This window comes from Pseudomonas sp. B329, from assembly GCF_023127835.1.
GTDB lineage: Bacteria > Pseudomonadota > Gammaproteobacteria > Pseudomonadales > Pseudomonadaceae > Aquipseudomonas > Aquipseudomonas synxantha_A.
Genome location: NZ_SPKP01000007.1, coordinates 105,236 through 130,851 on the forward strand (window position 1 = coordinate 105,236; position 25,616 = coordinate 130,851).

Annotated in this window: 17 protein-coding genes; 3 read left to right on the forward strand and 14 right to left on the reverse strand. The window is 61.3% G+C overall.

Annotation, left to right across the window (positions count from 1 at the left end; translation table 11 throughout):
* Positions 1–79: 79 nt before the first annotated feature.
* Complete coding sequence (locus E4P00_RS04800; protein ID WP_248130818.1) at positions 80–5,035, reverse strand: hemagglutinin repeat-containing protein; 4,956 nt, start codon at positions 5,033–5,035, stop codon at positions 80–82.
* Positions 5,036–5,141: 106 nt separating this feature from the next.
* Entirely contained in the window at positions 5,142–6,857 is a 1,716-nt protein-coding gene (locus tag E4P00_RS04805) for a ShlB/FhaC/HecB family hemolysin secretion/activation protein (RefSeq protein ID WP_248130820.1), read from the reverse strand.
* A 471-nt stretch (positions 6,858–7,328) separates the two neighbouring features.
* Between E4P00_RS04805 and nadA the strand changes: the two genes are divergently transcribed.
* Positions 7,329–8,387, forward strand: a complete 1,059-nt coding sequence (gene nadA, locus E4P00_RS04810; RefSeq protein ID WP_032879720.1) for a quinolinate synthase NadA — start codon at positions 7,329–7,331, stop codon at positions 8,385–8,387.
* A 123-nt stretch (positions 8,388–8,510) separates the two neighbouring features.
* Here the strand turns inward: nadA and E4P00_RS04815 are convergent, their stop codons facing one another.
* From E4P00_RS04815 to arcD (E4P00_RS04870), 12 genes are all read right to left on the reverse strand, one after another.
* Positions 8,511–8,999, reverse strand: coding sequence for an RDD family protein (locus tag E4P00_RS04815; protein ID WP_248130822.1), 489 nt, complete (start codon positions 8,997–8,999; stop codon positions 8,511–8,513).
* Between the two features lie 94 nt (positions 9,000–9,093).
* The gene (locus tag E4P00_RS04820) at positions 9,094–9,306 is read right to left on the reverse strand and encodes a cold-shock protein (RefSeq protein WP_007253000.1); all 213 of its coding nucleotides are present in this window, start codon (positions 9,304–9,306) and stop codon (positions 9,094–9,096) included.
* 393 nt (positions 9,307–9,699) lie between these two features.
* Complete coding sequence (gene gcvT / locus E4P00_RS04825; protein ID WP_078822179.1) at positions 9,700–10,824, reverse strand: glycine cleavage system aminomethyltransferase GcvT; 1,125 nt, start codon at positions 10,822–10,824, stop codon at positions 9,700–9,702.
* A 39-nt stretch (positions 10,825–10,863) separates the two neighbouring features.
* Positions 10,864–12,240 carry an L-serine ammonia-lyase gene (locus E4P00_RS04830; RefSeq protein WP_248130824.1) on the reverse strand — a complete coding sequence of 459 codons (1,377 nt, stop codon included), beginning with the start codon at positions 12,238–12,240 and terminating at the stop codon, positions 10,864–10,866.
* 159 nt (positions 12,241–12,399) lie between these two features.
* On the reverse strand, positions 12,400–15,237 hold the full coding sequence (gene gcvP, locus E4P00_RS04835; RefSeq protein WP_248130826.1) for an aminomethyl-transferring glycine dehydrogenase: 2,838 nt from the start codon (positions 15,235–15,237) through the stop codon (positions 12,400–12,402).
* A gap of 10 nt (positions 15,238–15,247) precedes the next feature.
* The gene (gene gcvH, locus E4P00_RS04840) at positions 15,248–15,631 is read right to left on the reverse strand and encodes a glycine cleavage system protein GcvH (protein WP_032879722.1); all 384 of its coding nucleotides are present in this window, start codon (positions 15,629–15,631) and stop codon (positions 15,248–15,250) included.
* Positions 15,632–15,981: 350 nt separating this feature from the next.
* Positions 15,982–17,490: a sigma-54-dependent transcriptional regulator gene (locus E4P00_RS04845; protein ID WP_248130828.1), complete on the reverse strand. Its 1,509-nt coding sequence runs from the start codon at positions 17,488–17,490 to the stop codon at positions 15,982–15,984.
* A 209-nt stretch (positions 17,491–17,699) separates the two neighbouring features.
* Positions 17,700–18,062, reverse strand: a complete 363-nt coding sequence (locus E4P00_RS04850) for a DUF5064 family protein (protein WP_005790842.1) — start codon at positions 18,060–18,062, stop codon at positions 17,700–17,702.
* An 18-nt stretch (positions 18,063–18,080) separates the two neighbouring features.
* Positions 18,081–19,010 carry a carbamate kinase gene (arcC, locus tag E4P00_RS04855; RefSeq protein WP_005790840.1) on the reverse strand — a complete coding sequence of 310 codons (930 nt, stop codon included), beginning with the start codon at positions 19,008–19,010 and terminating at the stop codon, positions 18,081–18,083.
* 154 nt (positions 19,011–19,164) lie between these two features.
* Positions 19,165–20,175, reverse strand: coding sequence for an ornithine carbamoyltransferase (locus E4P00_RS04860; RefSeq protein WP_005790837.1), 1,011 nt, complete (start codon positions 20,173–20,175; stop codon positions 19,165–19,167).
* Positions 20,176–20,187: 12 nt separating this feature from the next.
* Positions 20,188–21,444 (reverse strand): arginine deiminase, encoded by a 1,257-nt coding sequence (arcA, locus tag E4P00_RS04865; RefSeq protein WP_122733621.1) that lies wholly within the window; start codon positions 21,442–21,444, stop codon positions 20,188–20,190.
* Positions 21,445–21,469: 25 nt separating this feature from the next.
* On the reverse strand, positions 21,470–22,897 hold the full coding sequence (arcD, locus tag E4P00_RS04870; protein ID WP_032879725.1) for an arginine-ornithine antiporter: 1,428 nt from the start codon (positions 22,895–22,897) through the stop codon (positions 21,470–21,472).
* A gap of 404 nt (positions 22,898–23,301) precedes the next feature.
* Between arcD (E4P00_RS04870) and arcD (E4P00_RS04875) the strand changes: the two genes are divergently transcribed.
* Both arcD (E4P00_RS04875) and E4P00_RS04880 read left to right on the forward strand, forming a co-directional pair.
* Positions 23,302–24,729: an arginine-ornithine antiporter gene (gene arcD / locus E4P00_RS04875; protein ID WP_005790831.1), complete on the forward strand. Its 1,428-nt coding sequence runs from the start codon at positions 23,302–23,304 to the stop codon at positions 24,727–24,729.
* The gene (locus E4P00_RS04880) at positions 24,726–25,589 is read left to right on the forward strand and encodes an AlkA N-terminal domain-containing protein (RefSeq protein WP_248130830.1); all 864 of its coding nucleotides are present in this window, start codon (positions 24,726–24,728) and stop codon (positions 25,587–25,589) included. The genes arcD (E4P00_RS04875) and E4P00_RS04880 overlap by 4 nt, the downstream gene beginning before the upstream one ends.
* Positions 25,590–25,616: the final 27 nt, after the last annotated feature.

Below are 25,616 nucleotides of genomic sequence, written 5' to 3' on the forward strand. Positions count from 1 at the left end.
GGCCCTGAGAAATAGGACTGCTGCGCAGTCCAGCGGGAGCAAGCTCCCTCGCCACAGAAGCATTCTGCTGTTTTAAGCGTTAGTTGACGGCCTGATCAATCCCCGCCTGCAAGGCCTGGCTCTCTCGATGGCCACCGGCGCGCAGAAGGCCCAGGTTCAAGGCTTGATCCTTGCGCGTGGCGTCGTCCTGTTTCTGGGTCAGTTCGTCCTTGGCCCCGAGTGCGAGGTTGACCGGTGATTTGGAGACATTCAGCCCGACATCGGCGCGGTAGTCGCTGCCTGCCAGTGTGGTTGCGGTGACCCTGGAACCGCCCAGCTCGACCTTGCCATGCTCGGCACTGATCCGCGCACCCGTGAGGCGCGTATCACCACCGACCTGCAGACTGACGCCCTGGCTGCCGCGAATGCCTGACGCCTGAGCGACGCTGTCCTTGATCACATGGCTGACGTCCAGGTTCAGGGTCGGGGTGTAGTTGGTGTTGCCACTCTTGTCACCGAACAACACGCTTTCAGCCGTATCGGCCACCTTGCTGCCGGTGGTGTTCTTGCCGCTGACAACGTAGCTGTCGCTGGTTTTTGGCCAGACCTTGTCCTTGAAGCCCGACAGGCGCGTGCCCAGCGCATCCGTCTTGTCTGCCAGGTAAGCCTTGGCCTTGTCCACGCGGGTGCCGAAGGCGCCGCGGGGCTCGGGGTTCACGTCGTAACTGGCGCTGCGGGTGAGTTTTTCTTCGAGGCGTTCCTTGGCGTTGACCACGCTGTCGAGCACTTTGTCCTTGGCCGCAGCCAGGTGCCCGGTGCCCTTGTCGACCACGTTCTCCAATTTGTCGCGATGCTTGTCGAACGCGCCTTCGGCCTTGGCTTTTACGGTGTCCTTGAGCGGGCCGCTGGCCTTGGCGAGTTTATCGACCACGCCAGGCTGGTTTTTCTCGACATCCAGTTTGGCATCGACATGAACCTGGGTGCTGTTGACCTGGTCCTTGCGGCTTTCTACAACGAGGTCGCCGCCTACCTTGCCGCTCACCTGCTCGGCGTCGATGCGTGCGCCCGCCAATCGGGTATCGCCGGCACTGTTGATGACCACGGTATCGGCCTTGATCAGGCTGTCGTGCTGGGTGGTGCCTTGCACGTGATCCACATCGACCTTGGCCCGCGCATTGATGCCGCGTTGGGTCTTGGGTGTCTCGTGTTCACCGGCGTCGGCCAAGGTGGTCTTGCCCACACTGGCGCCCGCGCCCAGGGTCACGCCCCAGCTGTCATGAGCCTGGGTCGACTGTGCCGACTCCTGCAGGACGCCGCCGTTTTGTGCGTCTAGATTGACGCTGGCCGCGCTGACCTGAGTACCCTGCAAGTGAATGGCATCGGCTGCATCGGCACCGCTGGCGAGGCTGACCTTGCCGTTGCTGTGCAGTTGCCCGACGACTACGCCCTGGTCATCTTCGGCCACCTTGCCGATGTTGAAATTGGCGCTGAGGTTGCCGGTCTTGCTGCTGCTTTCGGCGCTGCTGGTTTTGCCGGCGCCAAGGGTCAGGCCGCCGCCCAGGTTGCTGCCGTTGCTGACGTGGCGGTGGGTGGCGGCTTGCAGGTCCAGCTTGCCGCCGGCATTGAGGCTGATATCGCCGGTCTTGGCGGTGCCGGAGCCGATCTGCGTGCCTTGCAGGGTCATGTCGCCGCCGCTGCCGAGTTGGATCGGCCCGTTGCCCTGGAGCGTCGCGACGCGGGCCTGGATGTCCTGGGTGTCGAGGCGCTGGTTATCCAATTGCACACCGGCACCGAGGTTGATGTTGGTGCCATTGGCGCCGGGCGCTGTGCCCACGGTCAATGACGCGTTACCGCGCAACGTGCTGCTGGTGTTGCTCTGGGTGTCGTTAGCCTGGTTGAGCGCCAACTCACCGCCGGTCTTGAGGTTGACGCCTGCCTGGCCGCCGTTGAACTGGCTGCCTTCATAACTTGCATCGCCCTTGGTCTGGAGGCTCACGCCCTGGGTGCCCGCGTAGCTGCCGACCACTGCCGTGCTGCTGGCTTGGCGTACATCACGGCTGCCGCCGCTGCCGCTGCCGCGTACATTCACGTCCTCGCCGGTGGTGGTGTAGACCCGCACGCCGACCTTGGCGTCCACGCCTTGCTCGCTGCTGCTGTGGGTATTGGCTGCCGCCTTGGCGATATGCTCGCCGGCATTGATGGTCAGCCCGCCATCGGTGGCGCGGTACTGCGTGCCCTCATCCTGCAACTTGCCGGCGCTATCGACCTGCACCGTGGCGCCACTGAATTGGCTGACCACGGCGGTGTTGTCCTGCGTTGTGCCGGTTTTGTTCGTGTGGCCAACTTCCACATCCAGGCCGACATTGGGTTGCTCGAACGCATCCAGCAAACCGGGCTGATGGAACTTGGCCTGGGCCACACCCTCGACGGCTTTTTCGATCGGGCGGGTAATGCCTTTGTATTCGACATTGGCGCCGACGTCGGCGGTCCAGCCGTTTTGCTTGTGGGTACTGGTCTCGGTGGAATGGGCGGCCAGGTTGTCGATCTGGCCCGCGTTGACGCGCAGCTCGGCACCGGCCTTGGCCTGTGCACCCTCGCTGGTGAAGGTGTTGCCAGCATTGATGGTCAGCTTGCCGGTCGCGGCCACGGCGCTGGTTTGCGCGGTGGTTTTTTCAGCGGTGTCGTGGTTGCTCTGGTGGCTGAACTGAGCACCATTGCCTGCCCGATCAATGCCGCCGGTGTAGTAGAAACTGCCGCCGGTGGTGGTCTTGTCTACGGCTTCGGTGCGCTGGTCATGGGCGGCCAACAGCTCGACGTTTTTGCCGCTCAGGCTGGCATCGCCTTCGGTTGCCTGGAGGTTGGAGCCGCTGATGCTGACGTCACCACCGGCGTTAACCGCCACACTGGCGCCGTTGATGCTTGAAGCCTGCTGCCGGGTGGTGTCGGTCTGGCGGGTTTGCTGCTGGTCTTCATAGCTCAGGCCTGCACGGTACTGGCGGCTGACACCTTCAGTTTCCTTGGCGTAGCCATCGAAGCCGCGGGTATGGGTACTGGTGGTGTCGTGGGCGGTGTTCTGCGCCGCAGCGACCTTGATATCGCCCTTGGCATTCGCTTGCAGTTCACCCGCGGCGGACACCTGGGAGCCACTGACCGTGATGTCCTTGGCGCTTTGCAGCTTGAGGTTGCTGTCCGAGCGCAGGTTACTTGCAACCACGGTGCTGTCCTTGAGGTTCTTGCGGCTTTCATCCTTGGAGATGCCGAAGAACTTACTGTCATTGCTGTAGCGGTTGTCGTGGGAGGTGTCTTGTACGCCGTCGATCATCAGCGAGCCTTTGTCGCTGATGACACTGGCCTGCTTGCCGCCTCGGGCCTGGCTGCCGCTGATGCGCACGTCGTCTGCCTGGACGATCAGCTTGCCGTCGGCATTCACCTTGCTGGCGGTGTTCAAGGTCTTGCCCTGGTTGCCGTCGCCGTTCTTGCCGAAGAAGCTGCCGCCCGTGAGGTCGCCTGCGTAGGTGTTGTCACTGCTGCTTTGGGTGCGGCTGGCGCTGGTGATGTCCACTTGGCGGCCTGCCAATTGGATGTCCCCTGGGGTTTTCAGCTCGGCGCCCTGCAATTGCAGTTTCTGTTTACTGGTCAGCTCCAGCGTGTGGCCGGCCTTGAGGCTGCTGGTGATGCTGCGCTGTTCGCTGCTGGATTTGTCCCAGTTGGCTTTCCACAGGTGCTTGCGATGGTTGCCATGGTCGCGGGTCTCATGGGTTTCGGTAGCGGCGGTCACCTGCAGGTCGGCGCCGCTGTTGACGCGCAAGGCGTAGCCCGCTTCGACGTGGCTGGCTTTGATGTCGGCCTTGGCGCCGGAAGACAATGCCGCGTCCTGTTGGGCGACGAGCGTGTTGCCGTGCTGGCGGGAATCCTTGTCGGTGGTGGTGCGGTCGTAGGTTTCGTAGGTGAACAGCAAGTTGCTGTTGTCCCACTGTTCACGCTTTTCCTGAAGCCTGCGGCTTTCCAGGCTGCTGAGGGTCAGGTTGCGCCCGGCATCCAGCTTGACGTTGCGCCCGCCTACGTCAGTGGCGGCCAGGTTCAAGTCCTTGGCGCTGCGCAAGTCGACGTCGCCCTGGCGGCTCTGCACCCCGGCGCGGGTGGCGTCGAGGCTGTTGGCGTGGACTTGGCCGCTGACATCGAGGTCACCGGCCGAGCTGATCTTTACACCGTCAGTGCCTTGCACCTGCACACCACCCACACGTACCCCGGCCCCTTCGGCGGTGCTGATGATATTGATGCGCCCGGCCTGCATCGCGCCGAACAAGCGTGCGTCGATGCGTTGCTCCTGGGCCTTGCCGGCGGGGTCGACCTGGCGTACTTCGCCGCTGGCGAAATCCACCTGGTTGCGACCGACTGTGAGGTTCAATTGATCACGGGCACTGAGGCGACCCTCGCTGTCGATGCGTGGCGCGATCAGCTTGATGGAACCCTCGCGGTTGTGCAGGCCCTGGCCCTGGATCGTCAGTTGGCCGTTGGCATCGCGGGTGTTCAAGGCTTGCAGCTTGCCGTCGTTGAGTTCCGGGCGGCCCACCACCAGGTTGGCGTTCGGGGTGTTGATGAAGCTGCCGCCATTGACCGAAATGCCGTTGGGGTTGGCCAGCACATAATCGGCGGCCTGGCCGAAAATCTCCTGGGCGCCGTTGAGGGCCGAGGCATTGCGGCTGATCACTTCGTTGAGGATCACGCTCGCCGCCTGGCCCTGGAACTGCGGGTTGGCGGCCAGTTGCCCGGCCAGTTGGGATTGGCCGGCCTGCAAGGCGTTGTTCAACACCAGGCCCTGGCGGTCGACGTTGTAGTCCAGAAACTGGTTGTGGGACAGGCCGCCGGCATTCGGCGCGACAATGTTGACGATGGGCACACCGCCCTGGTCTTGCAGTTGCGGCGTGCCGCCGGGGCCTGTGACGACGGTCACGCCGCCAGCCAGTACCAACTGTGGCAGCAGAAACAGGCTGGCAATGGCCCAGCGCAGTTTGCCCTGGGGAGAAAGGTGAAAGCTGTGTGAAGTAGTCGGCATAAATAATTTCGCTCTGTGTTGGCTGATCCGCGACGTGCGTTGTTCGTTGCAACGCTGCTGGGGTGGTCAGGTACGGCGGTGACTCAGGCTAAAAACGGGTGTGGGCTCATATCTGCACGCTAAGGCGCGTCAGCCAGACCTCCGGCTCCTGGCGAAAACCTGTTGGGGTGTTGAGGTTGCGTTGGTAGTCGACGTCGAGCTGCACGTTCTTCCAGCTCAGGTTGAGCCCCGCGCTGGCGCCGCTCAGGCGTTGGCTCTGGGCGCCGTGTTCGTGCTTGACCCACGCATTGTCCAGGCCCAGGCGCGGGGTGAGCTTCACCGGCAAGCCCGTGTCGAGCGGCAGGCGCAAGGTGTTGCGCCATACCGCGCCAATGGCGCCGGAGCTGCTGTTTTCGCGGTAGCCACGCACGGCCGAGTCATCGGTGATCAGCAGTTGTTCGATGGCGGGCAATGCATCCTCGCTGTACTGCACCGACAGCTGGCTTTGCCACTGCCATGGCTGCGCTGACCATTGGCCGTTGCGCCATTGGGTGAGGTTGGCGCGGTACTTGTGGAACTGCGCCTTGGGGTGTTTTTTTTGCACCTGGTCGGCATCCCGATCGGCCCCGAACCACGTCAGGCCCTGGGCGTAATTGACGTCCAGGTTCCACACCGCACTGTTGAGCCAGAACAGGTTGAGGCCCGCTTCGGCCACCGTCAGTGTCGGGCTCTGAATGTCCAGATGGACCTTTTGCAGGTAACTGTCGACGTCCTTGTAGGCCAGTTGCAGGTTGGCGCTCAGTTGGTGGCCCTGGTCGCGCCACAGCACGCGGTCGCTGCGCAGGCTGAGCTGATCGGTGCGGCCACTGTTGTAAAGCGTCGTGCGGCTGAGCTTGAACGGTGAGCGGTATTCGGCATGGCTGGCGAACAGGCTGTAGGTCCAGTAGCCGTAAGGGATGGAATAGAACAGGCTGTGGCTGCGGCTGTAGCGTGGCCCATGGTTGAGCGTGTCACTGAAGCTCAGGTTGAGCGAGTCGTTGATTTGCAGCGGGCTGTCCAGGCTCACGCTGATGGCGTTGCGATCACGGCCGGTGCCGGCGCTGCCGAGGTTATCGACCCCAAGCCCGAGCGCCCAGCGCGAGGCACTGCTGCGCGAGCGCAGGATGATGCGTGAGGCGCCGGGTGTGCTGCCGGGGGCGATGTCGGCGGTCAGGTCCACCGAGCGCAGGCGGTTGAGCTGGTCCAGGCCCTGCTCCAGGTCGCGCAGGTTCAGTGGTTTGCCGAGCATCCCGGGGAATGCCCCGCCCAGCGCCACCGGCAGGCTCTGATCGGCCAACTCGATGGCCTCCAGGTAGCCTTCTTCGACATGAATATCCAATGGCTGCCCGGCGGCCGGCGCACTGATCAGGTACGGCCGGCTGGCGATGTAACCGGCCTCGACGTACAGCTGGGTGATCTGCGCCAGCAGGCGGTTGATCTGCGTGACGCCCATGCACGGGGCCACGTAGGGTTCGATGTGTTTGTCCAGCTCGCTGCGGGTGAACAGCGTAACTCCGGCCAGACGCGTACCGCTCAGGGGCCAGCAACCTTCATCCTTGGCAGTCTCTTTTGGCATGGCCGGCGTGGCCGGTTGCGTGCCGAAACTACCGCGCTGCATTTGGCGCTGGCGTTGCTCCAATTGTAATTGCTGCAAATCGCGCTGCTGTTGCTGCTGCAAGCGCAGGGCTTCCTGGCCAGGCTGTGGGCCATCGGCGGCAGCCACCGGCAGCGCCCACAGGCAGAGCAGGGCGATGCCCAGTTTTCGGGTACAACACAGGTGTGCGGTTGAGAGCTGATGTGGCACTCGACTTCCTTAAACGTAGAAATACACGCGATGCATCCGCCCGAGCCAAACAGTGAACTCAGCGGGACTTGCCACACTTGAGTGAGGGGTAGACGGTTTGTTACATCGCTGTAGGATTTATCACACAATACGTAAGAAAGGTCGCGTAATTAAGTGCTTTTATGCACATTTTTGGTGCGGCTTGAGATGTGCAGGCCCGTCATTCCTGCGTTTAAAGGCGTGTAAGTGGCAGTGGGATAGTTTGGATTGTTGTCAAGACTTCGCCTAATCGGCTCGGCCCGGTCAAGGGACGGCAGCTTGCCTCGTTGCCAGATTAGGCTTTTGAATCCATTGGATATTCTGTAGCCTTGCGCAGCTTCAGCTTTACCCGTGCTTGATGAACAAAAACACTTCGTCCGGCGGCGCCCGAAGGGCTCCCGAGCCGGTGGTACACTCGACTTTCGCGCTACTGCGCCTGCAGGTCTTGCGAACATGACGCACATTTCCGAACGCCTACTGGTTCAAGCCCACCTCGACGCCAAACAGCCCAAGGTTCTCAGCGTTGCTGAAGAGGCAAGCTTGCGTACTGCCATCGCCGCCGAGCTCAAGGCTCAGGACGCGGTGTTGGTCGCCCACTTTTACTGCGACCCGGTGATTCAGGCCCTGGCCGAAGAAACCGGCGGCTGTGTTTCCGACTCCCTGGAAATGGCCCGCTTCGGCGCTGCCCACCCAGCCAAGACCGTGCTGGTGGCCGGTGTGCGATTCATGGGGGAGACCGCCAAGATCCTCACCCCGGAAAAACGCATCCTGATGCCTACCCTGGAAGCGACGTGCTCCCTGGACCTGGGGTGCCCGGTGGATGAGTTTTCCGCATTTTGTGATCAGCATCCCGAGCGCACCGTGGTGGTGTACGCCAACACCTCGGCCGCGGTCAAAGCCCGTGCCGATTGGGTGGTGACCTCCAGCTGCGCACTGGAAATCGTCGAGAGCCTGATGGACAACGGCGAGACCATTATCTGGGGCCCTGACAAACACCTGGGCACCTACATCCAGCGCCAGACCGGCGCCGACATGCTGCTGTGGGACGGTGCCTGCATCGTGCACGAAGAGTTCAAGTCCAAGCAGCTGGAAGACATGAAGGCGCTGTACCCGGATGCGGCGATCCTGGTGCATCCGGAGTCACCGACTTCGGTGATCGAATTGGCGGACGCGGTGGGTTCCACCAGCCAACTGATCGCTGCGGCGCAACGCTTGCCGAACAAGACCTTTATCGTGGCGACTGATCGCGGCATCTTCTACAAGATGCAACAGCTGTGTCCGGACAAGGTCTTCATCGAAGCACCCACCGCCGGCAACGGCGCCGCGTGCCGCAGCTGCGCGCACTGCCCGTGGATGGCGATGAATACGCTGGAGCGTACATTGCAGTGTTTGCGTGAGGGCAGTAACGAGATTTTCGTCGAGCCGTCGGTGATTCCCCAGGCGGTGCGGCCGCTCAAGCGGATGTTGGACTTCACCCAGGCTGCGCGGTTGAAGCTGGCCGGCAACGCCTGAACACAAATCAAAATGTGGGAGCTGGCTTGCCTGCGATAGCGGAGTAACAGTCACAGGTGTTTGGCTGCAAGACCGCTATCGCAGGCAAGCCAGCTCCCACAGTTGATCGGCGATGTGCTTGAGTTACTTCTTTTGCTTCGGGATCCGCACCAGCTGCGTATCCGAATAGATGTCATGCCAGCTGCGTTTGTGTTTATCGAACAACGACCAGATAAACCCCAACCCCACGCACAACCACGACGCAATCGACACCACAAAACGCAGTAACGCCTGCCACAGGCTGATCCGCGAGCCGTCGGCGTTTTGCACGCGTACGCCCCACACCTGCATGCCCAGGGTTTGCCCCGAATGGGTCCAGAACTTGGCGAAGAAACCAAACAGCACAAACAACAGGATCGTCGACAACAACGGGTCACCGTCCAGCGCGCCGGACTCGGTGAGTGTGCGCATCTTCGCTTCGCCGATGAAGGCGATCCACACCAGCTTGTAGATGAACGCCGTGACGATCAGCAGGGCGGTGCATAACAGGAAGTCATAGAACATCGCTGCCAGGCGACGGCCCAGGCCAACGGCGGGGGATTCGCCCTGGGGGCTCAACAGGGGTTTGGACATGGCAGGGCTCTCTGGAGAAAGCACGCAGTTTACGCAATGGCGCCCATAAAAAAGCCCCTGATGTCATATCAGGGGCTTTTTGTCGCAGCAAGGATCAGCCTTCTGCTTGTACTTCGTCAGCTTGCAGGCCTTTCTGGCCCTGAACTGAAACGAAGGTGACCTTCTGGCCTTCCTTCAGGCTCTTGAAGCCATTGCCCTGAATAGCGCGGAAATGCACGAACAGATCCGGGCCGCTCTCAGGAGTGATAAAACCAAAGCCTTTTTCGTCGTTGAACCACTTGACGGTACCGCTCTGACGCTCAGCCATTTTCTTCTTTCCTTTGACGCTAAAAATTAATGACAGCCCCTTTCACACGAAAGAGTACTGGGCTGGGTTGCAGGAAAGTTAAGAGACGTCGAACGGGTTGTAGCAACTACTTCAGCTACTGCCCAGGTCCAGGTTCCAAGCGACCCATGCAAACACAGTGAGCAAACTCTACGCCAACTAATATGAAAAAAACAAGCCCCGCGCAAGGCCCCGGTTTTACTGGGGTGCATGACACTTTGTTGAATGCTGAGCAGCTGACTTATTCGATAGAGTAGTTCACTTGTTATAGGGCTATTCCTTTAAAAATGACTATCGCAAATGCACTGTTTTATGGCGGTTGCGTTACAGTTTAGTGCACGTTAACGCAACCGCGTTACTTATGGAAACAATCCGTCAGCCGCGATAGTAACGTTGCGGCACAAATGGCATTTTACTTACACGTAGTGGCACCTTTTTCCCACGCACCAACGCAGACACTTCGGTATCCAGTGCAGTGAAGGCCGTGTCCAGGTAACCCATGGCCAGCGGGCCCCCCAGGCTCGGGCCAAAACCGCCGCTGCACACGGTGCCAATCACGGTGCCGTGTTCGTCGACAATCTCTGCACCTTCACGCACCGGGGTGCGCTCCTGAGGCAGCAGGCCCACGCGCTTGCGGCTGACGCCAGCTTGTTGCTGAGTGAAGATCCGGTCGGCGCCGGGGAAAGCGCCGGCACGCGGGCCATCGGCACGCCGTGCCTTGGAGATCGCCCACAACAGGCTGGCTTCGATCGGGGTGGTGTCGGTGTTCATGTCGTGGCCGTACAGGCACAGGCCGGCTTCCAGGCGCAGCGAATCGCGGGCGCCCAGGCCGATAGCCTGTACTTCGGCTTCGGCCAGCAGGCTGCGTGCGAGGCTTTCGGCATTTTCAGCCGGCACGGAGATTTCGAAGCCGTCTTCACCGGTATAGCCGGAGCGGCTGACATAGCAGTCCACGCCCAGCAAACGCATGGTGGCGAATTGCATAAAGGTCATCCGGGTGACTTCAGGTGCCAACCGCGCCAGCACCTTCACCGCAGCCGGGCCTTGCAGGGCCAGCAGGGCGCGTTCTTCGAACAGCGGTTCGATGGTGCATTGGTCGCCGATATGTTGACGCAGGTGTGCCAGGTCCTGGTCCTTGCAGGCGGCATTGACCACCAGGAACAGTTCGTCGTTGCCCAGGTTGGCCACCATCAAGTCGTCGAGGATGCCGCCTTGCTCGTTGGTGAACATGGCGTAGCGCTGCATGCCCACCGGCAGGTCGATGATGTCGACCGGCACCAGGGTTTCCAGGGCCTTGGCGGCATTGGCACCGGTCAGGCGGATCTGGCCCATGTGCGACACGTCGAACAACCCGGCCTGATCACGGGTGTGCTGGTGTTCTTTCATAACACCCAGCGGGTACTGCACCGGCATGTCGTAGCCGGCGAAGGGCACCATGCGTGCGCCCAGTTCGAGGTGCAGGGCGTGCAGAGGGGTTTTCAACAGGGTTTCGGTGGACATATTCAGCTCCTGAAAAACGTGCCGGCGCGCTTGTGGGCGTCAGCACTCGATAATGTTGACCGCCAAACCGCCACGGGCGGTTTCCTTGTATTTGCTTTTCATATCGGCGCCGGTCTGGCGCATGGTGCGGATGACCTTGTCGAGGGATACAAAATGCTGCCCGTCGCCCCGCAGGGCCATGCGCACCGCATTGATCGCCTTTACCGAGCCCATCGCATTGCGCTCGATGCACGGCACCTGCACCAGCCCGCCAATCGGGTCGCAGGTCAGGCCGAGGTTGTGTTCCATGCCGATCTCGGCGGCGTTTTCCACTTGGGACACGCTGCCGCCCAGCACTTCGCACAGGGCGCCCGCGGCCATGGAACAGGCCACGCCCACTTCACCCTGGCAGCCGACTTCGGCGCCCGAGATCGAGGCGTTTTCCTTGTACAGGATGCCGATGGCGGCGGCGGTGAGCAGGAAGCGCACCACGCCGTCTTCGTTAGCGCCCGGGATAAAGCGCATGTAGTAATGCAGCACCGCCGGCACGATCCCCGCTGCACCGTTGGTGGGCGCGGTGACCACGCGCCCGCCATTGGCGTTTTCTTCGTTGACCGCCAGGGCGTAGAGGTTGACCCAGTCCAACACCGACAGCGGGTCGCGCAGGGCGGACTCGGGGTTCTTGCACAACTGCCTGTGCAGCGCCGCCGCCCGGCGCTTGACCTTCAAGCCTCCGGGCAAGATGCCTTCGTTGCGACAGCCGGCGTCGACGCAGTCCTGCATGACCTGCCAGATTTTCAACAGGCCGCTGCGGGTTTCCGCTTCAGGGCGCCATGCGCGCTCATTGGTCAGCATCACCTGGCTGATGGACAGGCCATAGGTGGTGCAATGGCCGAGCAGGTCCTTGGCGTGCTTGAACGGGAAGGTCAAGGGCGTGGCGTCTTCGACGATCCGGTCGGCGCCGGCAGCGTCTTCATCCACCACAAACCCACCACCGACCGAGTAGTACTCGCGGCTGCGAATCTGGATACCGGCGGCGTCAAAGGCGCGGAAGATCATGCCGTTGGGATGATAGGCGAGGGGTTTGCGAATCATCGCCAGGTGTTCTTTCTCGTTGAACGCAATGCTGTGTTCACCGAGCAGGTTGAGGCGCCCGTCACTGCGCATCTGCGCCAGGCGGGCAGCTACGGTTTCGGTATTGACGGTGTCCGGGTGTTCGCCTTCCAGGCCCAGCAGTACGGCCTTGTCGCTGCCGTGGCCTTTGCCGGTGGCGCCGAGCGAGCCATAGAGTTCCACTTTGATGCCGGTGGTGGCGCTCAGCAGGTTGTCACGCTTGAGGCCCTCGACGAATCGAGCCGCCGCACGCATCGGGCCGACGGTGTGGGAGCTGGAGGGGCCGATGCCAATCTTGAACAGGTCGAACACGCTAAGGGACATGGTTGTTCTCCGGTTTCTTATTATTCTTGAGGCCGTACTCGGTCAAGTGTGGGAGGGGGCTTGCTCCCGATGGCGGTGCGTCAGTCACCAGATCTAATAACTGACCCTCCGCTATCGGGAGCAAGCCCCCTCCCACATTTAGACTGAGTACCTCTTCAGTTATGCATAGCTCTCGATCGACGGGCACGCACACACCAGGTTGCGATCGCCAAACACGTTGTCGACCCGGCCAACCGGTGGCCAGTATTTGCCTTCGATCAATGACGGCACCGGGTACACCGCTTGTTCGCGGGTGTATGGATGCGTCCACTCACTCACCAATTCAGCCGCGGTGTGGGGTGCGTTTTTCAGTGGGTTGTCGTCCTTGTCCAGCGTGCCGTTTTCCACTGCACGGATCTCTTCGCGGATGGCGATCATGGCGTCGCAGAAGCGGTCCAGTTCTTCCTTGGATTCACTTTCGGTCGGCTCGATCATCAAAGTGCCGGCCACCGGGAACGACATGGTCGGCGCGTGGAAACCAAAATCGATCAGGCGCTTGGCCACGTCATCCACGCTGATGCCGCTGCTGTCTTTCAATGGGCGCAGGTCGAGGATGCATTCGTGGGCCACCAGGCCGTTGCTCCCGGTATAGAGCACGGGGTAATGCTCTTCGAGGCGACGGGAAATGTAGTTGGCATTCAGGATCGCCAACTGCGACGCGCGCTTGAGGCCGGCGCCGCCCATCATGCTGATGTACATCCAGGTGATCGGCAAAATGCTCGCGCTGCCGAACGGTGCGGCGCATACCGCGCCTTCCTTGCGTTCCATGGCCGCGTGGCCGGGCAGGAACGGCGTGAGGTGCGACTTGACGCCAATCGGGCCAACGCCCGGGCCGCCACCGCCATGGGGGATGCAGAACGTCTTGTGCAGGTTCAGGTGGGATACATCGCCACCGAATTTACCTGGGGCGCAGAGGCCGACCATCGCGTTCATGTTGGCGCCGTCGATGTACACCTGGCCGCCGTTGTCGTGGATGATCCCGCAGATTTCGCGGATGCCTTCTTCGAACACACCGTGAGTGGACGGGTAGGTGATCATCAGCGCGGCGAGGTGCTCGCGGTGTTCGATGGCCTTGGCGCGCAGGTCTTCGATGTCCACGTTGCCGCGCACATCGCACGCGGTCACCACTACGCGCATACCGGCCATGTTGGCGGTGGCGGGGTTGGTGCCGTGGGCCGACGACGGGATCAGGCAGATGTCGCGACGTTCTTCGCCACGGCTCTGGTGATAGGCGCGGATGGCCAGGAGGCCTGCGTATTCACCCTGGGAACCAGCGTTGGGCTGCAAGGAGATCGCGTCGTAGCCGGTGGCCGCGCAGAGCATGGCTTCCAGTTCGGTGGTCAGTTGCAGGTAGCCGGCGCTTTGCGCGGCGGGGGCGAAAGGGTGCAGGGCACCGAACTCGGCCCAGGTCACCGGGATCATTTCGCTGGCGGCGTTGAGCTTCATGGTGCACGAGCCCAGCGGGATCATGGTGCGGTCCAGGGCCAGGTCCTTGTCGGCCAGCTTGCGCAGGTAGCGCATCAGCTCGGTTTCCGAGTGATAACGGTTGAACACCGGGTGGCTGAGGATCGGCGACTGGCGCAGCAGGGCGGCAGGCAGGGTGCTGTCGGTTGCAGCAAAGGCCGGCAGGGTTTTGCCGTCGGCGAAAATGGCCCACAAGGCCTGGATATCAGCCTGGGTAGTGGTTTCGTCGACCGACAGGCCAACACGCTCGGCGTCCACCACGCGCAGGTTGATGCGCTGGGCGCGGGCCTTGTCATGCAGGGCGGCGGTGTGGGTGCCGGTGTTGATTGTCAGGGTGTCGAAGAAGTGTTGCTGCTCGACTTTCAAGCCCAGGGCCGTCAAGCCCTTGGCCAGGATCGCGGTCAGTTGGTGAATGCGCTGGGCGATCTGGGTCAGTCCCTTGGGACCGTGGTACACGGCGTACATGCTGGCGATGTTGGCGAGCAGCACTTGGGCGGTGCAGATGTTGCTGGTGGCTTTCTCGCGGCGGATATGTTGCTCGCGGGTCTGCATCGCCAGGCGCAGGGCCGGCTTGCCGAAGCGGTCGACGGAAACACCGACCAGGCGCCCTGGCATATCACGCTTGAATGCATCCTTGGTGGAAAAGTACGCCGCGTGCGGGCCACCGAAGCCCAGCGACACGCCGAAGCGTTGTGCGCTGCCAATGGCGACGTCGGCGCCGAATTCACCCGGCGGGGTCAGCAGGGTCAGGGCCAGCAGGTCGGCGGCCACGGCTACCAGTGCGTTGGCGGCGTGGAAGCGCTCGGTCAGTTCGCGGTAGTCGAATACATCGCCGTTGCTGGCCGGGTATTGCAGCAGGGCGCCGAAGAACGGGCTGACGTCGGTCAGTTCGCGCTCATCGCCCACCACCACGTCGATGCCCAGTGGCTCGGCACGGGTGCGCAGTACGTCGAGGGTTTGCGGGTGGCTGTGCACCGAAGCGAAGAAGGCGTTGCTGCCTTTGTTCTTGCTCAGGCGCTTGCAGAAGGTCATGGCTTCGGCGGCGGCGGTGGCTTCGTCGAGCAGGGAGGCGTTGGCGATCGGCAGGCCGGTAAGGTCACTGATCAGGGTCTGGAAATTGAGCAGCGCTTCCAGGCGGCCCTGGGAAATCTCGGGTTGATAGGGCGTGTAAGCGGTGTACCAGGCCGGGTTTTCCAGCAGGTTGCGCAGGATCGGCGACGGTGTATGGCAGTTGTAGTAGCCCTGGCCGATGTAGGTTTTGAACAGTTGGTTCTGCCCGGCAATGGCCTTGATCTTGGCCAGGGCCTCGGCTTCGCTCAAGCCGTCTTCCAGGCCGAGCACGCTGGTGCCCTTGATGCTTTCCGGGATCACGCTGGCGCTGAGGGCTTCGAGGGAATCAAAGCCCAGGCTGGCGAGCATTTGCTGCTCATCTTCCTGGCGAGGGCCGATGTGGCGGGCGATGAATTCGTTGGCGGTGGTCAGATTAACGGTCATGGCGCGCTCCTCAAGCTTCAGCGTTGGCTTTGATCAGACGGTCGTACGCATCCTGATCCAACAGCTTAGCCACTGCCTCGGCGTCGGCGGGTTTAAAGCGGAAGAACCAGCCTTCGCCCATCGGGTCTTCGTTGACCAGTTCCGGGCTGCCATCGAGTTTGTCGTTCACTTCCAGCACTTCACCGTCCAGCGGCATGTAGACGCCGCTGGCGGCTTTGACCGATTCCACGGTGGAGGCTTCGGCGCCCTTGTCGTAAGCCTGCAACTCCGGCAGTTGCACGAAAACCACATCACCCAGCGCGTTCTGCGCAAAAGCGGTGATACCCACGGTGACGCTGCCATCGGCTTCGGCGCGCAGCCATTCGTGATCTTCAGTGAAACGCAACTCGCTCATGGAAACTCCTCAGGGCCAGAATCGTCTGGTGGACGGGATTGGAATAATGGGGAGTTGCTTAGCAATATTGCGGCCAAGGTTATTAATTCGTTATAAATCAACATGTTAATAAAATCGGTTATGACGTTAGTGCATTTGGCTGTAGCGATTTCGCTACAGTCGAGTGCTTGAAAAAAAGCCTATGTGGATCAAAGCCTTGCATGGCGCGTAAAAAACAGGGTTGTAGCGATATCGTTACGCTGTAGCGCTTTCAGTACACGGAATGTCGTTCCTGGACCAAATTTTGGAATGCTCTCCAAATGTGGGAGGGAGCTTGCCCCCTCCCACATTTGTTTGTATTCCAACTTGAATCAGGGCTTGTTGGGGATGCCGTATTTGCGCAAGCGATGGGCAATTGCGGTGTGTGAGGTCTGTAGGCGGCTGGCGAGCTGGCGCGTCGAGGGGTAGCTGGCGTAGAGCTTTTCCAGCAGATCGCGCTCGAAGTCTTCCACCGCCTGTTCCAGGCTGTCGACTTCGCCATCGCTCTGGCGCGCCACCGACGTACCGGCGATGTCCAGGTCGCCGATGTCTACCAGGCTGCCCTCGCAGATGGCGGCGGCGCGGAAGATCACGTTTTGCAGCTGGCGCACATTGCCCGGCCAGCGGTTGCCCAGCAGCGCTGGATAGGTGCCGGGCGCCAGGCGGCAGACCGGGCGCTGGATCTGCGCGCAGGCTTGCTGCATGAAATAGCGGGCCAGCAGCAGAATGTCCTGGCCGCGTTCGCGCAGTGGCGGCACTTCAACGTTAAGCACGTTGAGGCGGTAGAACAGGTCTTCGCGAAAGGTGCCCTCAGTGACCATTTTTTCCAGGTCGCGGTGGGTGGCGCTGAGGATGCGCACATTGACCTTCACCTCACGGTCACCGCCCACCCGACGAAAGCTGCCGTCATTGAGAAAACGCAGCAACTTGGCTTGCAGGTACGGTGACATCTCGCCGATCTCATCGAGAAACACCGTGCCCTGGTTCGCCAGTTCCATCAGCCCTGGCTTGCCACCGCGCTGGGCGCCGGTAAAGGCGCCAGGGGCGTAACCGAACAACTCGCTTTCGGCGAGGTTTTCCGGCAGCGCCGCGCAGTTCAACGCCAAAAACGGTGCACTGTGGCGCGTGCTGATCGCGTGACAGGCGCGGGCCACCAGCTCCTTGCCGGTGCCGGTTTCGCCCTGGATCAGCAGCGGTGCATCCAGCGCCGCCACCCGTTGTGCCCGGGCCTTGAGGGTGCGGATCGCCGGGGATTCGCCCAGCAGCGCATCAAAACCTTCGGCATGGTCGTGGTGCAGCGCCGATAGCTGTTCGCCGATGCGGTTGGGCTGGTAGAGGGTGAGCAGGGCTCCGGCGTCGGTGATCGGCGTGGCGTCCAGCAGCAGGGTCTGGCCATTGACGCTGATCTCGCGCAACGGCAAGCGAAAGCCATGCTCCAGCAAGGTCTCCAGCAGCGCGGGGTCGTTGAACAGCTCGGCGATGCTTTCGCCGGCCGGTTCGCGCCCGTACAGCGTGATCAATGCCGGGTTGGCCAGCAAAATCTTGCCCGCGCTGTCCAGGGCCAGCACCGGGTCGGTCATGGCTGCCAGCAGGGCGTCCAGTTGCAGGTGGCGGCGTTGGCCCGGAAGGATGTCGACCACCTTCACCGCTTGCACGCCGTGCACGCTGAACAGCGCATCGCGCAGTTCTTCAAGCACCTCGGCGCTGAGGGTGGGGGCGTCGATATAGACGTTGGGCGGCACCATCTCCACCGCATCCAGGTTGAGATTGCGCCCACCGAGCAAGGCCAGGACTTCCTGGGTGATGCCGACGCGGTCGATGAAGCTGACGTGGATACGCATGGGGCGATTGGCAATTCTGGAGAGCAGAGGCGGCAAGTATGCCTTGGCGCGGGGCGCAGGTGAAATCTGACAAATGATGGAGATCAAAATGTGGGAGGGGGCTTGCTCCCGATTGCGGTGGATCAGCCAATCAACCTGTGGCTGACACACTGCTATCGGGAGCAAGCCCCCTCCCACATTTTGAACTGTATTGTGTCAGTGCAGGCGTGTTACTCCAGGTGTTCGGGTTTGACCGGGTCGCCTGGCTTCACATCCAACTGATGCCGCACATCCTCAAACATCAGGTCGTACTGCTTGTGCATCGAACCGTTCAACACCGCGACCTTCGGCATGCCGTATTTCTGCGCGATGTTCATCGCATGCCGCGCAAAGTCGAATGCCTGGTCCTTGGGCAGGAAGAACTCCTCCTTGAGGTCCTTGCCCTGCACCGAACCGTGCAGTTTGAATAACATGCCTTTGCCTTCCTTGGGGTCCTGGCTGACTTCATAGTCGATGCACAGGTTGTAGCTGTAGTCGTCCTTGTTGAGCGCGTGACGTTCGACGTGCAAGTGACCGGGTTCAAAGATAGCCATAGGCGTTTCTCCTCTACTTCACAGATAGGTGATGCCAGGTGTGGCCGTGCTGATGCGGGTGCCGGCGCTGCCCTGGACGATGGCTTCGATGTCCGAGAGTGAACCGATCACCGCGGTTTTGCCAGTCTGGCGGGCGAACTCGCAGGCTGCCTGTACCTTGGGGCCCATGGAGCCCGCGGCGAAGCCGAGTTTTTCCATGTCGTCCGGGTGGGCCTGGCCGATGGCCTTCTGGGTTGGCTTGCCGAAGTCGATAAAAGCGGCATTGACGTCGGTGGCGATTACCAGCAGGTCGGCGTCCAGTTGCGCGGCCAGCAAGGAGGAGCACAGGTCTTTGTCGATCACCGCTTCAATGCCGCGCAGCTTGCCGTCTTCGCCATACATCGTCGGGATGCCGCCGCCGCCGGCGCAGATCACGATGGCTTTTTTCTCCAGCAGCCATTTGATCGGGCGGATTTCAAAGATGCGTTTGGGGCGCGGGCTGGCAACCACACGGCGGTATTTGTCGCCATCGGGTGCGATGGCCCAGCCTTTTTCGGCGGCGAGTTGTTCCGCTTCGGCTTTGGCATACACCGGGCCGATAGGCTTGGTGGGGTTCTGGAAGGCGGGGTCCTTGGCGTCCACTTCCACCTGGGTGAGCAGGGTGGCGAACGGCACTTCAAAGTCCAGCAGGTTGCCCAGTTCCTGTTCGATGATGTAGCCGATCATGCCTTCGGTTTCAGCGCCCAATACGTCCAGCGGGTAGGGTGAGACGCTGGTGTAGGCCGCCGCCTGCAACGACAGCAGGCCGACCTGCGGGCCATTGCCGTGGGCGATCACCAGTTCGTTGCCGGCGTGGATCTTGGCGATCTGTTCGGTAGCGATGCGGATATTGGCGCGTTGGTTGTCCGCGGTCATGGGTTCACCACGGCGCAGGAGGGCATTGCCGCCCAGGGCTACGACGATGCGCATAAAGAATGTCCTTTCAGGGAACGCATGAGCACCTCGGTCAATGTGGGAGCTGGCTTGCCTGCGATGGGGGCCTGGCAGGCGACCTGCTGTTGCCAGGCCCACCGCTATCGCAGGCAAGCCAGCTCCCACACTGATGGTGTTCACACCGTGGAAATTAAATGTCTGCCAACGCCGACACCAGGATCGCCTTGATGGTATGCATGCGGTTTTCCGCCTGCTCAAACGCGATATTGGCCGGCGACTCGAAGACTTCCTCGGTCACTTCCACACCATTGGCCAGGTGCGGATAGCGCGCCGCGATGTCCTTGCCGACCTTGGTTTCGCTGTTATGGAACGCCGGCAAGCAGTGCATGAATTTCACCCGGGGGTTGCCCGAGGCTTTCATCATCTTGGCGTTGACCTGGTACGGCAGCAGTTGCTCGATACGCTCGTCCCACGCTTCCACCGGCTCGCCCATGGACACCCAGATATCGGTGTGGATGAAGTCCACGCCCTTCACTGCTTCTTTCGGGTCTTCGGTGATGGTGATGCGTGCGCCGCTTTCCTCGGCAAAGGCCTGGCACTGTTTGATGAAATCTTCATGGGGCCACAGCGCTTTCGGCGCGCCGATGCGCACGTCCATGCCGAGCTTGGCGCCGATCATCAGCAGCGAGTTGCCCATGTTGTAGCGGGCGTCCCCCAGGTAGGCGTAGCTGATGTCATGCAGCGGCTTGTCGCTGTGTTCGCGCATGGTCAGGGTGTCGGCGATCATCTGGGTCGGGTGGAATTCAGCGGTAAGGCCGTTGAACACCGGCACACCGGCGAACTTGGCCAGTTCTTCGACGATTTCCTGTTCGAAGCCACGGTACTCAATGGCATCGAACATCCGGCCCAGGACGCGGGCGGTGTCTTTCATGCTTTCTTTGTGGCCGATCTGCGACGACACCGGGTCGATGTAGGTGACGTGGGCGCCCTGGTCATGGGCCGCGACTTCGAAGGCGCAGCGGGTGCGGGTCGAGGTTTTTTCGAAGATCAACGCGATGTTCTTGCCTTGCAGGTGCGGACGCTCGGTGCCGGTGTATTTGGCGCGTTTGAGGTCGCGGGACAGGTCCAGCAGGTAGTTCAGTTCGCGAGTAGTGTGGTGCATCAGCGACAGCAGGCTGCGGTTGCGCATATTGAAAGCCATGATGGAATCTCCTTAATAGTCGATAGGGTCGCGGATGATCGGGCAGGTCATGCAGTGGCCGCCGCCACGGCCACGGCCGAGCTCACCGGCGCTGATGGTGATGACTTCCACACCGGCCTTGCGCAGCAAGGTGTTGGTGTAGGTGTTGCGGTCGTAACCGATCACCACGCCGGGTTCCACGGCCACTACGTTGTTGCCGTCATCCCACTGCTCGCGTTCAGCGGCGAAGCTGTTGCCGCCGGTCTCGACGACACGTAGCGCCTTGAGGTTGAGGGCCGCGGCGACGGTTTCGAGGAAGTTGGTTTTCTCCCGTTGAATGTCGATACCGTGAGGCTTGCTTTCGTCAGGGCGCAGGGTGAACGGCACGATCTGGTTGACCACTTCCGGGAAGACGGTGACCAGGTCGCGGTCGCAGAAGCTGAACACGGTGTCCAGGTGCATCGCTGCGCGGGATTTTGGCAGGCCGGCCACGATGACGCGCTCCACCGCTTTGTTCTTGAACAGGTTGCGCGCCAGTTGGCCGATGGCTTGGTGGGACGAGCGCTCGCCCATGCCGATCAACACCACGCCATTGCCAATCGGCATCACGTCGCCGCCTTCCAGTGTGGCAGCGCCGTGCTCCTGGTCGGGGTCGCCGTACCAGATCTGGAAGTCCGCGTTGGTGAACTCCGGGTGGAACTTGTAGATGGCGGAGGTCAGCAGGGTTTCCTGGCGTCGGGCCGGCCAGTACATCGGGTTGAGCGTTACGCCGCCATAGATCCAGCAGGTGGTGTCGCGGGTGAACTGGGTGTTGGGCAGCGGCGGCAGGATGAAGCTGGCGTGGCCGAGGAAGTCGCGGAACATCTCGATGGTCTTGCCACCAAAGCTGCTCGGCAGGTCATCGGCCGAGACACCGCCAATCAGGAACTCGCTGATCTTGCGCGGCTCCAGGCTACGCAGCCACGAGCCGACTTCGTCGACCAGGCCCAGGCCCACGGTGTTGGCGGTGATCTTGCGTTGCAGGATCCAGTCCAGCGCTTCGGGGATGGCGACGATATCAGTGAGCAGGTTGTGCATTTCCAGCACATCAATATCCCGCTCGCGCATCTTGGTCACGAAGTCGAAGTGGTCGCGTTTGGCCTGGGCCACCCACAGCACGTCATCGAACAACAGCTCGTCGCAGTTGTTGGGGGTCAGCCGCTGGTGGGCCAAACCTGGGGAGCACACCATGACTTTGCGCAGTTTGCCGGCTTCGGAATGTACGCCGTACTTAACTTTTTCCGTGGTCATTACAGATCCTCCAGTGAACATACAATTACAGAGTCAGGAAGCCGTCGTAGAGCCCATAGGCCGCCACCAGGGCGCCAATGACCACTGCGGCGAAAATCAGCTTCTCGACGTTGGTGAAAATCGGTTTGCCCAGTTCACGCTTGGCCTTGGCGAACAGGATCGCGCCGGGGGCGTAGAGCAGGGCGGAGAGCAGCAGGTATTTGGTGCCGCCGGCATAGAGCAGCCAGATCGCGTAGATCAGGGCGACGGCGCCGATGAACAGGTCTTTCTTGCGCTCCTTGAGCGCGTTTTCGTAGGTTTCGCCGCGCACCGCCAGCAGCAGGGCGTAGGCCGCCGACCACAGGTAAGGCACCAGGATCATCGAGGTGGCGAGGTAGATCAGCGACAGGTAGGTGCTCGCGGAAAACAGGGTGATCACCAGGAATATCTGAACCATCGCGTTGGTCAGCCACAGGGCATTGACCGGCACATGGTTGGCGTTTTCCTTGCGCAAGAACTCCGGCATGGTGTGGTCCTTGGCGGCGGCAAACATGATCTCCGCACACAGAAGCACCCACGACAGCAACGCGCCCAGCAGCGAGATGATCAAGCCGACGCTGATCAGCACCGCACCCCAATGGCCGACCACATGCTCAAGCACGGCAGCCATCGACGGGTTCTGCAACTTGGCCAGTTCCGGTTGGGTCATGATCCCCAAAGACAGCACGTTCACCAGCATCAGGAACAGCAGCACAGTGATAAAACCAATCACGGTGGCCTTGCCCACGTCGCTGCGTTTCTCGGCACGGGAGGAAAAGATGCTCGCGCCTTCGATGCCGATGAACACCCACACGGTGACCAGCATCATGTTGCGCACCTGGTTCATCACGCTGCCCAGGTCGGGGTTTTTTACGCCCCAGATGTCTGCGGTGAAGATATCCAGCTTGAACGCGAACAGGGCGATGAGCACGAACAACAGCAGCGGCACCACCTTGGCAACGGTGGTCACCAGGTTGATGAACGCTGCTTCCTTGATGCCGCGCAGCACCAGAAAGTGCACCGCCCACAGCAGTACCGAGGCACCGATCACCGCCGCCGGCGTGTTGCCTTCGCCAAAGATCGGGAAGAAGTAACCCAGGGTGCTGAACAAGAGTACGAAGTACCCGACGTTGCCCAGCCAGGCACTGATCCAGTAGCCCCAGGCCGATGAGAACCCCATGTAATCGCCGAAGCCGGCCTTGGCGTAGGCGTACACCCCGCCGTCGAGATCGGGCTTGCGGTTGGCGAGGGTCTGGAACACGAATGCGAGGGTCAACATGCCGATGGCGGTGATCACCCAACCAATCAACACGGCGCCTACGTCGGCACTGGCGGCCATGTTTTGCGGGAGTGAAAAGATCCCGCCGCCAATCATTGAGCCCACGACAAGTGCAACCAGCGCACCAAGCCTAAGTTTTCCGGGAGAATCAGACATTGCGTGACTCCAATGCAGGAGAAGAGAGATCACAGAATAATTCCGTGCGCTAATAAAACAGCTGACTCAGATCACTTCATTGGCACATTCCATTGTGAATTAACGACTTAGGGTGGCAGTTGCGGGGCGACACGGCCTGTGCAAAGGCGCTCGCTAGAGCGGTCTCCTACAATGTGGTTAATCATTTGGTCCGGGGCATGGGTGTTGACGCTAGTTCGTATTTGCGAATGTGCAAACTTTTTGGATGTTGCCTGACGAGCGCTTCATAATTGCCGTATTTAAATTCTAAATAAGCCTAAACTTCCTGCGTTTACATACCCTTATGTTATGAAACGCTAGCGTCATTAAATTGAATTAGTTGAGTGCGCGGTGGCCGGCTCAAACATTTATTGCGAGGAACCTGCATGTCCCAACCAGCCCAGAAACTTCGGCTCAGTGCCCTGATCGCCCTGGTAGTAGGTTCGATGATCGGCGGCGGGATCTTCTCGCTCCCGCAAAACATGGCGGCCCGCGCCGAAGTAGGCGCGGTGCTGATCGGTTGGGCCATTACCGCGGTTGGCATGTTGACCCTGGCGTTTGTGTTCCAGACCCTGGCCAACCGTAAACCGGAACTGGATTCCGGGGTGTATGCCTACGCCAAGGCCGGCTTCGGCGATTACATGGGGTTCTCGTCGGCCTGGGGCTACTGGATCAGTGCGTGGATGGGCAACGTCGGCTATTTCGTGTTGCTGTTCAGCACCCTGGGTTACTTTTTCCCGGCGTTCGGTCAGGGCAATACACCACTGGCCATCGGTTGTGCATCGCTGTTGCTGTGGGCGGTGCATTTTCTGGTGATGCGCGGGATCAAGGAAGCGGCGTTCATCAACCAGATCACCACCGTGGCGAAGATCGTGCCGCTGCTGATGTTTATCGTGATCGCCGCCGTGGCGTTCAAGGCCGACATCTTCACCCGTGATATCTGGGGCCTGGGCAATCCGCAGATGGGCAGCGTGGTCGAGCAGGTGCGCCACATGATGCTGGTCACGGTGTTTGTGTTTATCGGTATCGAAGGCGCCAGTGTGTACTCGGCGCGGGCCGAGAAGCGCAGCGATGTGGGGCGCGCCACGGTGATTGGTTTCCTGGGCGTGCTGGCGCTTCTGGTGCTGGTGAATGTGCTGTCGTTGGGCATCATGGGCCAGCCGGAACTGGCGCAGTTGCAGAACCCGTCCCTGGCGGGCGTGCTGGAACACATTGTCGGGCCCTGGGGCGCGATATTGATCAGCCTCGGCCTGGCGGTTTCGCTGCTCGGGGCATTGCTTTCGTGGGCGTTGCTCTGCGCGGAAATCCTCTATGCCACTGCCCATGACAAGACCATGCCGGCGTTCCTGAAAAAGGAAAATGCCAATCAGGTGCCGGTTAACGCGTTGTGGCTGACCAATGTGATGATCCAGGCATTTCTGGTGATCACGCTGTTTTCGGCCAGTACCTACACCACCCTGATCTACCTGGCGTCGTCGATGATTCTGGTGCCGTACCTGTGGTCGGCGGCCTATGCGGTGCTGTTGAGCGCGCGCGGCGAAACCTATCAAGGCGCTCAGCGCCGACGCATGAAGGATCTGCTGGTAGGCTTGATTGCCCTCGGTTACGCGGTGTGGCTGTTGTATGCGGGCGGTTTGAAATATTTGCTGCTGTCGGCGCTGCTGTATGCACCGGGTGTGATCCTGTTTGCCCTGGCCAAGCGGGAGCAGGGCCGCCCGTTGTTTACCTCGCTTGAAAAAGGCATTTTCGGTTGTGTGATCGCGGGCGCCGGGTTGGCTGCGTACGGGCTGTATAGCGGGGTATTGTCGCTGTGAGGTTGGTGTATCAACCGCCTTATGACTGGGCGGCGATGGTGGAGTTCTTATCGGCGCGGGCAATCACCGGGTTGGAAACCGTGGTGGCCGGTGTGTATCGACGCAGCATCAGTGTGGCCGGGCGACATGGCTGGATCAGCGTCGCGCCGGGGGCGGGGGACTGGCTGGAAGTGACGGTCGACTTTCCCGAGCCGGCCGCGCTGCCCGAGATCGAGCGGCGCCTGCGCAGGATGTTCGATCTGGATGCCGTGCCCGCCGTGATCAACCTGCAATTGGCCAGGGACCCGTTGATGGCGCAACTGGTTGCGGCTCGACCAGGGCTGCGGTTGCCGGGTACATGGGACGGCCTGGAGTTGGCCATTCGCGCAGTGCTGGGCCAGCAGATCACGGTGGTGGCGGCGATCCGGTTGGCGGGCAAGCTGGTGGCGCAGTATGGCCAGTCGTTGCAAACCCCCCACACCGGTATTACTCACCTGTTCCCGGCACCCGAGGTGCTGGCGGCGGCGGACCTGGCGGCCCTGGGCATGCCCAAGGCGCGAGGTCGCACCTTGTCCGGTGTGGCCCAGGCGTTGTTGGATGACCCTCGGATTTTCGAGCCCAAGGCCAGTCTCAAGGACGGTGTTGCACGGTTGGTGGCACTCCCGGGGATTGGCGATTGGACCGCGCAGTACATCGCCATGCGCCAGTTGCGCGAGGCGGATGCGTTTGCGTCGGGGGACATCGGCTTGATCAATGCGCTGACGGCGCTGGAAGGCGGGCCGGTGTCGGCACGGCAGTTGCTGGCGCGGGCAGAGGCGTGGCGGCCGTTGAGGGCGTATGCAGCGCAGCATTTGTGGACGTCGTTGAACCGCGGGGATTGATAGTGACTGTGATGGCCTCATCGGGGG

Excerpts from the sequence above, each read along its gene's own strand:
- E4P00_RS04830 (WP_248130824.1), bottom strand. The coding sequence starts at position 12,240 with ATGTCCCTTAGCGTGTTCGACCTGTTCAAGATTGGCATCGGCCCCTCC.
- E4P00_RS04820 (WP_007253000.1), bottom strand. The coding sequence starts at position 9,306 with ATGGCTGAGCGTCAGAGCGGTACCGTCAAGTGGTTCAACGACGAAAAA.
- E4P00_RS04800 (WP_248130818.1), bottom strand. The coding sequence starts at position 5,035 with ATGCCGACTACTTCACACAGCTTTCACCTTTCTCCCCAGGGCAAACTG.
- gcvT (WP_078822179.1), bottom strand. The coding sequence starts at position 10,824 with ATGTCCACCGAAACCCTGTTGAAAACCCCTCTGCACGCCCTGCACCTC.
- E4P00_RS04845 (WP_248130828.1), bottom strand. The coding sequence starts at position 17,490 with ATGCGTATCCACGTCAGCTTCATCGACCGCGTCGGCATCACCCAGGAA.
- E4P00_RS04815 (WP_248130822.1), bottom strand. The coding sequence starts at position 8,999 with ATGTCCAAACCCCTGTTGAGCCCCCAGGGCGAATCCCCCGCCGTTGGC.
- gcvP (WP_248130826.1), bottom strand. The coding sequence starts at position 15,237 with ATGACCGTTAATCTGACCACCGCCAACGAATTCATCGCCCGCCACATC.
- arcA (WP_122733621.1), bottom strand. The coding sequence starts at position 21,444 with ATGACCACGGAAAAAGTTAAGTACGGCGTACATTCCGAAGCCGGCAAA.
- E4P00_RS04860 (WP_005790837.1), bottom strand. The coding sequence starts at position 20,175 with ATGGCTTTCAATATGCGCAACCGCAGCCTGCTGTCGCTGATGCACCAC.
- nadA (WP_032879720.1), top strand. The coding sequence starts at position 7,329 with ATGACGCACATTTCCGAACGCCTACTGGTTCAAGCCCACCTCGACGCC.
- E4P00_RS04850 (WP_005790842.1), bottom strand. The coding sequence starts at position 18,062 with ATGGCTATCTTTGAACCCGGTCACTTGCACGTCGAACGTCACGCGCTC.
- arcD (WP_032879725.1), bottom strand. The coding sequence starts at position 22,897 with ATGTCTGATTCTCCCGGAAAACTTAGGCTTGGTGCGCTGGTTGCACTT.
- arcC (WP_005790840.1), bottom strand. The coding sequence starts at position 19,010 with ATGCGCATCGTCGTAGCCCTGGGCGGCAATGCCCTCCTGCGCCGTGGT.
- arcD (WP_005790831.1), top strand. The coding sequence starts at position 23,302 with ATGTCCCAACCAGCCCAGAAACTTCGGCTCAGTGCCCTGATCGCCCTG.
- gcvH (WP_032879722.1), bottom strand. The coding sequence starts at position 15,631 with ATGAGCGAGTTGCGTTTCACTGAAGATCACGAATGGCTGCGCGCCGAA.